The sequence below is a fragment of the uncultured Winogradskyella sp. genome (assembly GCF_963975125.1).
Classification (GTDB): Bacteria; Bacteroidota; Bacteroidia; order Flavobacteriales; family Flavobacteriaceae; genus Winogradskyella.
Window position 1 is genome coordinate 24,004 of sequence record NZ_CAXBGB010000022.1, and the last position, 11,242, is coordinate 35,245.

The 11,242-nt window shown below is 34.1% G+C and carries 3 protein-coding genes and 1 pseudogene; 1 reads left to right on the forward strand and 3 read right to left on the reverse strand.

Going from position 1 to position 11,242, the window contains the following annotated elements:
- Positions 1 to 222 precede the first annotated feature (222 nt).
- Positions 223 to 897: a winged helix-turn-helix domain-containing protein gene (locus AAC053_RS04995; protein ID WP_339753578.1), complete on the forward strand. Its 675-nt coding sequence runs from the start codon at positions 223 to 225 to the stop codon at positions 895 to 897.
- Positions 898 to 912: 15 nt separating this feature from the next.
- Here AAC053_RS04995 and AAC053_RS05000 read toward each other — a convergent pair whose 3' ends face one another.
- From AAC053_RS05000 to AAC053_RS05010, 3 genes and pseudogenes are all read right to left on the reverse strand, one after another.
- Positions 913 to 1,896 carry a type IX secretion system membrane protein PorP/SprF gene (locus AAC053_RS05000; protein ID WP_339753581.1) on the reverse strand — a complete coding sequence of 328 codons (984 nt, stop codon included), beginning with the start codon at positions 1,894 to 1,896 and terminating at the stop codon, positions 913 to 915.
- A 28-nt stretch (positions 1,897 to 1,924) separates the two neighbouring features.
- Positions 1,925 to 10,144 (reverse strand): T9SS type B sorting domain-containing protein, encoded by an 8,220-nt coding sequence (locus AAC053_RS05005; protein WP_339753584.1) that lies wholly within the window; start codon positions 10,142 to 10,144, stop codon positions 1,925 to 1,927.
- A 68-nt stretch (positions 10,145 to 10,212) separates the two neighbouring features.
- Positions 10,213 to 11,242, reverse strand: a pseudogene (locus tag AAC053_RS05010) (hypothetical protein); the annotation flags it as partial.

The following is an 11,242-nucleotide window of genomic DNA, read 5'->3' on the forward strand; positions in this document are numbered from 1 at the left end:
AATGTCGTAGAATTATATGTTATTTACATTTCATATGAAGAGGATAACTATTTATCTACTAAGTCTATTTGCTATATTCGTGCTATTTGTAATGATATTATCATGTACTAATATGGATAATGATGATTTTTCTGAGCGGACAAAAATAGCCTACGTGATGCTGGAAATCAATTATTACTTTCAAATCAGGATTCTAAATCATTAGTATTACCAGTTGTAGAATTGGAGTCTCATAAATTTCAATTAGAGTTTAGCAATACTTTGTTTATAGAACCTGGCACTTTAGTAACCATTATCCAAAATAGTTTTTTAATATCTCAACTACCAGAATATTACCGAGTAGAGGTACTGCAATGCAGCGATAGTGAAGTAGCTTACAGTTATCAAATGAGTGCTGAGTTAGAAAGCACTATAATTCCTTGTGCTGGCAGATATTTACAAAAAGACTGCTATGTAATACAAGTAAAGTTTACGAATAATACTGCTGGATTTAAGATGAGCAAAATTATCACATACAGTATTATTCTTTTGGTTTTAATAGGTTTTGGCTTTTTAATATATAAGAAAGTAAAGTCTGATACGACCAAACAAGACAACGAAGCAATAGAAAGACTTGGTAGTTTTTACTTTTATCCTGAACAAAATAAACTCGTAAAAGAAGCTGAAGAAATTTCGCTCTCTAAAAAAGAATGTGAATTGTTAGAGCTTTTTGTTGCAAGACCAAATGAAATTATAAAGCGAAATGAGCTAACAAAGCGCGTTTGGGAAGACAATGGTGTTTTTGTGGGTAGAAGTCTAGACACTTATATTTCTAAACTGCGCAAAAAACTAAAAAGTGATAACTCAATTAAATTAACTAATGTACACGGTATAGGTTATAAATTAGAAGTAAATTAAAATATACATTATAAATTACCTGTAATAACTCTGGCTAGTACCTCGAGTACAAGCACAATTACTAGCACTTTGCAATAAATCTAAGCCAATAGTAATCATATGTGTCCCAGAATTAAAACCAGATAAATCGTTTATGGTTATCTGATAGGAATATGCAAAATAAAGATTGTTCCACTGTGTGCCAGCCATAGGCCCAATATTTAAGGGGTCTAAAAATTGGTCATTAAGAAATCGGTAAGAAGCACCAACCCAATAATAGTCTCCCATTCTATTGAACTTACGATATTTAAAGTTAATGTCTGTACTAGAACGTTTATCACTTTCAAACAACTGAAAGAATACAGAAGGTTCAAATTCAACATCTTTATTCTTTTTACTTGAAATTACATAACCTGAATACAATTGATAGTTTAGAAGTCTGCTTGGTTCAAGTCCTAAAAAACCGTCTGTATCTTTACCTATTAAGTTATTAGCATTTAGACTTAAATAGAACTTATCGTATCTGTATAGTAAACCAGCATCAAAATTATTGTTAGAGACAGACCTATCGTCAGTAATTGCTGGGTCAAGTATAGGTACGTCGTAAGTTGTATTAAAATTTTCAATATCAATTCTAAAACTATTAATGTTATAAGAAATACCTAGTGATAAAAACTGTTTCGTTTTATAATCTAAAGTTAAATGATGCGCAAAAGAAAATTTCACACCTTTTTGTCGTGTATTTCCGTTTTTATCATTGTAAGCAGATATCCCAATTCCTGAGCGATTAGCTATTCTAAAATCTGCATATACAGATTGATTGTCTGGTGCATTTTTTATCCCAACCCATTGCGTAAGTCCGTTGGCTCTTATTTTTAAATTATCACCTATACCAGCATAAGTTGGTGAAATTACAAAATCATTATCTGCTAAATATTGCGTAAAAACTGGTAAGTTTAATTCTTGACTATAGCTGTATGACATAACCAAAAGAAGTATATATAGTATAGTTTTTTTCATATTAATATCTTTTATCATGCTTTAGGCATTACCTGTAAAGTGTAAAATGTCCAACAAATTCTTTATCATAGTTTGAGTCATTTGTTTTTACAACAAACCAATAATCTCCTGTAGGCAACTCTGCTCCATTATATCTACCATCCCACACTTCACCAACATGGTAAGTTGCTACTTTACGTCCATAGCGATCAAAAATATCGAAGGTTAAGTTTGGATAGTTCTCTGTACAACCTGGTGCCCAAGTATCTGCAGTACCATCACCATTTGGTGTAAACCAATTCGGAATGCAGATATCTACAAACTCAAGTTCTATTTGAGCTGTGGCAATACAACCAGCACTATCTGTAACCGTGACTACATACATTCCAGATTCTGTAATGATATAGGTATAAACATCTCCATAATCTTCATCGTTCATAGTAAACTGATAATCTCCAGATCCGCCAGAGGCATTGGCGATGAATTCGTTTAATTCGCCCTCAGTTAAAGTAAGAGTTAAGGAGTCGAAACTTGTTATGTCAAATAAATCTGTGGTTTGAATACAGCCATTAGTGTGTCTAACATCAATATAATGCCCTAATCCTACAGGCACATTAGTAAAGATATTACTACCTTGGTATAGCCCACCATCTAATGAATAATCTAAATCGGTAAGATCAGTGATAGAATCATCTACTGTAACTGTTACTGTATTGCCTTGCGTGTTATTATCACAAACATATTCAATACTAATTTCTGGATTAATAACGATAGAAGGAGGAAATGTGATATTCCATTCAGATTCACAACTTTGAGCATCACGTATATAAACAATATGATCACCACCACCCAAGTTGGTAAAGTCAAATTGTGTTTGTGTAGGACTCCCTATCGTATAGACTCCATTAGAGTTATCTAGGCTTACACTATATGGTAAGTTTCCTCCAGCGATATCTATACTAAATTCACCATTAGCATCACCTTCACAAACTTCTGGAAATAAAGAATCTGCTACAATAGTTAAAATGACAGGTTCTGGATTAGAAATTGTGAAGTTGAAGGTTAAATAGCAACCTAAAATATCTTGTACAATTAGATCATAATCACCAGGTGCTAAGTTTTCAAAAACATTAATTTCAAAAAACTGATTCAATTGTGGCGAAATAGCGTATTTAATAATGCCTGTTCCACCAGTAGCTGTGATTTCAACAGAGCCATTATTATTACCATTACAAGTTACATCAGTTACTTCAATTGAAGCATCAAGCGGAGCAAGTGGCTGTGTAATTGTGATTGGTGCAGTTAAGAAACTACAATCACCACTTTCTACCATAACTATATAATCACCAGATATAAGTTCTGTGAAATAACCTGGACTATTTTGTGTGGCTGGAATTGTGTTTCCTAAGCCATCCTGAAGCAAATAAATATAATTTCCTAATCCACCTTGTGCAGTTGCTAAAATTGATCCATTATTGTCGCCAGAACAATTAATTGATGGATTAGAAGATTCTAAATTAATGACTAACTCTGGTAGTGGATCAATTGTAATTTCGTTAGAAATATTGGCTATACAACCGTTGGCATCTCTAACATAATAAACATAATTACCTTCAGATACTGTAAATGTTGTAGATGTGTTGAATGTACCTAATGTTGTTGCAAAAGTACTATTATCACTGTAAGTGTAAGTTCCAGTTCCTCCAGTTGCACTCAACGTTAATGAAGATGCTGTTAAACAAGTTTGGGTTGTAGTACGAACTAAACTAACTTCAATTGGAGTAGGCTCACTTATAACGATATCTAAGGATGTCATCTCACAGTCAAATCCGTCATTAATAGTTACTGAATAAGTTCCTGCTCCCAAGTCATTAAATGTGTTTGATGTTTGTGGACCAGATGAACTTACCGTTGGTAAAATTGTATTTAAGGTATAGACATAATTAGTGCCTTGTCCACCAGAAACTGTAATTACGGTGATACTCGCATTCTGATCTCCAAAACAAGATAATACTACTGTAGTAGGTGTAAATGTTGCCGAAATTGGTGTTGGCTCGTCTAACGTAATCGTTTCAGAAGTAATACAGCCTTCAGCATCTCTAGCATTTATAGTATAAGTCCCTGCTGATAAATCGGTGAATGTATTGTTAGATGAATATGCTACAGTTGCATCTCCTGTTAATTCATATTCATAATCTCCCCAACCACCATCTGCAATAGCTGTGATTGTACCTTGATTATTATTACAAGTTACATTTGAAGTTTCAGAAAGTACAAGCGTTAAAGCTTCCGATGGAGAAGCAATAATAACACTAGAACTATTAGAACAAAATGGCACTGCTGTTTCAGTAATAACAACTGAGAATGTACCAGCTTGCATGCCTGTAACAGTTTCTGGATTTGTAGCTGTGTTTGCATTTACAATTCCTGTTACCGAAGCTCCTAAATTATCAAAGATTTCATAGGTATAAGCGCCTGAATAGTTTGTGATGTTTATATCGAATGCTCCACTGTTATCTCCAAAACAAGTTACCACTGTTGGAGTTAATGTGAATGTTGGGATTACAGCTTCTGCTACAGAAATAGTAACATCTTCTGTACAAGCAGTCACAGTATCTGTGATGGTAATAGTATATAATCCTGAAGGTACTCCAGAGAATACGTTAGCACTTAAGCTTATTGAAGCAGGATTTGGAGCAATACTATAAGTAAATGAACCAAATCCACCAGTTGTTGTAACTGTAATTTCTCCATCATCATTATTACACGAAGGTAATGCTGTGACTTCTGGTATTAATTCTATTGGTACAAATATATCAACAGAAACTAAATTACCACAACCATTTACATCTTGTATTTCAATTGTGTGTGTACCAGCAAATAAATTTGATATTGTAAATGGCACCGTTTGTGTTTGAAATGCTCCACCATTAATACTATAGCTGTAAGGAGAAATTCCTGCTGTATCTAGAGTGACATCTATTTCATAATAGCCATCTGTAATAGCACACATATTATTTACAACCGCAGAAATTGTTGGTGTTGGGTCAACTGGTAACACAATCACTGGACTTGATACAATACATCCATAAGCGTCTATGACGTGAACATAATAATCTCCTGCATCCATATTAAATACACTTGCCGAAGCCCAATTTGTATCTGAAGCGAGTGGAGCAGTAGCAGTTGTTGTTATTTGATATTGGTATGGAGCGGTTCCATCTTGACCGATAACACTTATTACACCAGAATTCGGATTACAATTTGCATTCTGATCTACCGAAGTATCTAAATTCAATAAAATAGCAGATTCCGTAATATTGAAAGGTGCAGTAACAATACCACAACCAGCGTTTGGTCCAGATGTTTCACTTATAGACACAAAGTAATTACCAAAACCTAAAGGGCCTAAATCATTTACTATTAAAGAGCCATTTGCTGCTACAGAGCCAGTTCCTGATATCCCTGAACTAGCTAAAGTAAGGGAATCGAAAATTTCGTAATTCACGTTTACAGCACTTCCATAACTGCTATTAATTGTAAATGACACGTTTCCGTCTGCGCTTCCAGTACAGGTTATGTTATTTGAACTAACTGCCGTTGCAGTTAATGTTGAATTTGTTGGTATTGGTGCAGTTGCAGGTTCATAATAACTACAAAGGGTAGATGTATCATAAACGATAAATGTATAAGTTAAACCAGGTGTTAAACCTGTAAACGTTGCGGACTGACTTCCTGGAGAATCTTCAGGCAACCATGAATTCGGTGGATTTGGATACACAGAAATAGGTCCTTGATAAATACTGAAGAAGAAAGGTCCAGCACTCGGTAAAGAAGAACCTATGCTTACTAAAGCTTCACCACCTGTAGCACAATCTACTGTCGATGTGATATTAATATCTAAATCCGTAGGAGGTGAGGCAACCAGTACATCTTGAATTAATAGAGAACATCCATTGACATCAACCACATTGATTTGGTATAAACCAAAGTCAACGACATCGAAGCTGACAGAAGTTGTTCCTGCAGTATTCAATTCTGAATTATTGTATCCGTTTGATCCTGTAACAAAGTAGTTATAAGGAGCAGTTCCTCCCGAAACAGAATTTATGATTACTGAGCCTTGAGAAACTCCACCAGCACCACATGTAATATCAACCGTGTCATAATCAACTACAACTGGGTCTGGTTGATCAATGGTAACCGTTTCTGTTGCAGTACAAGAATTTGCATCTGTTAAGGTTATTGTATATGTTCCTGCAGGTAAACCTGTTGATTGCGTCCCGAAGTCATTCCCTGTTGAATCGTTATTTACATTAATAACAAAAGGAGGCGTACCTACTGTTGTATCTATTGTAATATCTAGTCCTCCATTAGAATTACCATTACATAAAATAGGTTTGTTTTCTACAACAAGACTCAATTGTGGCAATGACAAAGGATTGATAGTAATTATAGAAGATTCTGCAGTACAACCATTTGCATCTGTAATTTCGAATTGGTAATCACCAGTAGTAGCTGTTGAATAGTTGAAAGGTGATCCAGTTGCTCCTAATGGAGCATAAGCGCTACCATTTATAGAAATTGCATAAGTATAAGGCGTTGTACCAGTTATGATCCCTGTAATTATAGCATCTGGTGTAGCCGTACAATCTAAGCCTTCCGTCAATACTATATTTACGGTTGGAGTAGGAATAGGGTAGATCGTATAAGACTCAGCATAAATACAACCATTTTCATCTCTAACTTGAAACATATAAGTTCCTGGTTCTAATCCTGAAAATATATTAGACGTTTGATAAATTGTTAAAGCAGAAGTAGGCGCAATAATTTGATATTCTAAAATACCTGTGCCACTACTCGTACTTGTAATAATAAGATCTGTTGTATTTGTTGGGCATGTTACAGGAGAATTATCAAATTCTAAATCTGTTGGTGGATTTAAGGCATCAATTGTAATTTCATTAGTAATCGATGTACAATCGTTAGCATCTCTAATTGTAATTGTATATGTGCCTTGTGTTAAATCCGTGAATACATTACTTGCTTGAAATGTTACTCCATCAATACTATAGGTATATGGTGCGTCACCTCCAGTAACACCAGTTACTGTAATTGTTCCATTTCCAGTACATGTAAAGCCAGAAGTTAATTCTGCCGTTCCAGATATTGCAATGTTTTCGTTAATTGTAACTGTTTGTGCATTTGTTGCACATACTGAAGTTCCTGATGTATATTGAATAACCACATCGTAATCACCTGCAATAAGTCCTGTAAAAACTGATGAATTTCCAAAAGTTGCACCTCCATCAATGCTATATTGAATAGCGTTTCCATTTGGATTAGTTACGATTATTGAAATAGTTCCAGTATCTCCTATACCGCCACATAATATATCTTCTGTATTGATATTAAAATCTGGTTCTGGTATTGGATTAACTGTTATTGATGTACTCGCACTACAGTTATTAGAATCTACAACAGTGATATCGTAAACTCCTGCTGCTGTAACTACTATTTCTGGTACAGATTGAAAATCTGTCGTACTATTTACAAAATAAAAATAAGGAGGCGTTCCACCTTCAGGATAAACTGTTATTTCACCATCAGTACATGTTAAAGGATTAGTAATAGCAGCTGTAATTGTTAATAAAGGTGGTTCTACTATAGTAACATCTTCAGAGAATAAACATCCATTCTCAGTTTCTACTGTTGCTGAATAAGTTCCAGGGTTTAAGTTTTCGAAGATGTAATTGTTATCAATTATAGGCCCTACACTATTAACTAAAGTTACACCATCATAAAGAGAATATGAATATTGTGGATCAGCATCATTAGCTACAATTTGAATACTCCCTTTATCACCATAACAAAGTGGTTGAGTTACTGTTGATGAAGCTGTGAAATCTCTATCTCTAATTAAAACATCTGGAACTGTAAATACACAAGGGTTTGTAGGTACACCAATTTGTCTAATATAAATCGTATAAGAACCAGCAGTATTTGTTATAAATACATTACTAGTTTGATATGTTATTCCGTCTAAACTGTATTCGTAACCAGATGGTACATCATTCACCGTAATACTTCCGTTTGTTGTACAAATTATATCCGTTGAAACGACAGTAGCATTTAATAAGTTTTGATAGACATTAAAATAGAATTGATTAAAACAACCACCAGGATAATTAATAGTTAATCGGAATTGACCTGAGGTATCTGCTAAAAAATTTGAGCCAGTACCAACTTCATTCCAAGTACAAGAAACATCCTCATTTGCACAATCAGAATCAATAACGGCAGCACAACTAGATTCATCTAGTTTTTCCCAGATGATAGAAGTTGTATCTGATATATTAGTTTCAATAAATCTTGAATCTCCTGCACCACATAAAAATATGTTTGGCAATAATTTTCCATCATTAGGGCATGTCACTACTTCATCAGCATAAGGAATTACGGGATTAGAAATATCACCACCAAAAAGTTGAACAATGAATTCTTGTTCAATCGATTGACATGGTGCAATCGCATTATTAAACGAATAATAAGTTCCTGCTGAGGTTACAGTAATGGTTTGTGTTGTACCAATTACAGGCGTTCCTGAAGAGTTAACAGACCATGAGTATGAATCATAACCGTTTGCAGCTGTTAAATCGATACTGTTGCCACAAAGTACAATATCTTCAGTAAAAGCACAATCAAGGTCGGTTAAAAAATTAGTTGCTTGTGGTGAAAATAAACAGCCTGTGTTACTATTTAAACTTGGATCGTCAGTAATTTGAAACGTAGGATTAAAAAACCCATTATATGTAGCAAAAGCTTGATTATTTATAATATTTGAGCAGGCATCTGCTAGCAGATTACATTCATCAACGACTTGTACCTCGATGCGAATTTCATAAACAGGATCATTTTCTTCTACAATAGAATTATCAATGTTAAAAATTAATTCTCTCGTCATAGGATTATAACTTGCAACTGTAACACCAGCTGGCAAAACCAAATCTGTAGGGTGATTATATATAATATTTATAGGTAGAACATCTCTAATTTGAAAATTAGTAGCATTATCATTTCCAGTATTTTGAAATCCAATTACATAATTTAATGAAGAACCCAAACCAACAAGTTGACCTCCAATGTCATTTCCGGCATCATCCTCAACGATTTTTGTAAGCACAATATTAGGCTCTATAATTTCTACTGCAAATGCAAAGAAATAGGGGAAATAAGTGTCACCACTGGTTTCTAATCGAATGGTACCAGTTGTAGCATTATTTGCAATAACTGAGTTGCCTGGATTTGGTATGGCGATAACACCAGTATCAAACCCTAAAGTATTGGTGCTATTTGGAACTCTATTATTTACTGGTAATGCACTTAATTGCGTAACCGAACTATTAAAAAAGTTTGTTTCTGGCCTGTCTGTTGTAGATAAACTTACGCCATTTAGCCTCAAGCGATCTCCTAAAATTGGACTATCACCTTCTAGAGTTGCAAATGCAAAATTTGCTCTTACTGGAGCAGGTGCAGGAATTGTTCTAAATCCTGAAACCGGAATATCTAATGTAGGATTTGCACCTGGAACACTAATTGCGCTAAAGCCATCAAAACTTGTAATTGACTTACCAGGTAAAGTGGGATCTTCATAGACAATAAAAAGTGACCAACCAGCAGATTGGCCAGTACCATTGTACGGATTGAATGTTGCTGTTTCTCCTTCTGCTGATGATACATTAGCTACAGTGTATGTTCCTAAATCTATACCATTACCATAACTCGTTACAATAGAAGTTACATCTGCAAAACAAGCATAAGAAAAACTATCACCACCATCTACAGAATTACCATTGGCGTCATATATTATTGTTCCTGTGATATCGTTATAACCACCAATTGGCCCTTTAAATTTTACATCAGTAATAGGTTCACTACCTGGATTTACAGCTCCCCAATATAAACCTGCATATATAATTCTATAGCAATTAGGGTTTGGTATTTCTAAATCTGAACTTGAGGAGCTAAATGTAGATGCATCACTGTCTATATCAATATATCTCATATCTACTGTATGATTATATACCGAATTATCATTAAATGCATTATTATCTGGACCAAGGATATTATTTCCAATTAGGACAATATCTCCTTTTAAGTCCTGGTCAAATCTAGGCGTGAATGGTTCATAATTTTGTGCATATGTTTGTACCCCAATACATAACAATATAGCAACAAATACTATTCTAGAAAAAGTAGGTTTTTTCATGATATTTATTTTATTTCTTCACTTTCTTCATAGGGCAATGAAGAAAACGAAGCTGCGCTTAACTCATATTAATTTTCTATTTTCACGAGGGACATTTTTATATTATACACTCTGCTTCCTTTAGATTTCATGGCTTCATTAGCTTGATTAATACTATCAAATTTATCATAAAATATGTAATATTTACTTGTATTTAAATCGTAAAAATAGTCAATATTTGTTCTTCCTGATGCCACAACTTTGGTCACAAAATCATTTCTTTTCTTCACATCATTGTGTACTGCAATTATTAGGTAGTACCCACTTTCTACATTATTAATATTCTTTAAGATTTTAATATTGCTACCTTGATCTTCACCAAAATCAAAATCTTCTGCTTTTAGAGGTGTGTTACTCAATTCAGTAGTTCGTTTAATGTTTTGTAACATTGCTCTATCTTGCGAATATCTGTCATCTTCATTATCGAATTCTGCACGTTTAATTCGTCTTCTTTTCTCATATTCTGTTGCTAGTCTAATGATCTCTAGTCTGGACTCTAACGTCGTTTTAGTATTGACAGCAGATAATTGCTCAGATTGTAAACGCTTAATTTCTTTTTTATAATAAACCGTCACTTCATCTGCTTTAAAGCCTGCTACCTTTGATCTTTCGTCATTCAATTGTTGCAATTGCTCAATTTTATCGTTTCTATTAATAATAACATTATCTAAATCGGACATAATAGTGTTTAGTGCATTGTTTTCTGCAGTAACACTCTTAAAAGGTCTAGGCTTAACCGTAATCCCTTTATCGCTTAAATCGTTTTCTTCTTTTAAGTCTTTTAAATCTTTATCTTTAATAGTGATGATATCATCAAATTCCTTTAATAATTTCAATTGCTCAGCTTTAGAATCATCTGTTAGTTTTGTAACTTCTTTTAGGGATTTACCAAGTTTATCACTTGGATTTGCAACCAAATCTTCCTTGGCTTTCTGTTCTGCTAACAATTTAACTTGTGCATCAGCTTCTTCTTTAGCTTTCTGTTCTGCTAACAACTTAACTTGTGCATCAGCTTCTTCTTTAGCTTTCTGTTCTGCTAACAACTTAACTTGTGCATCA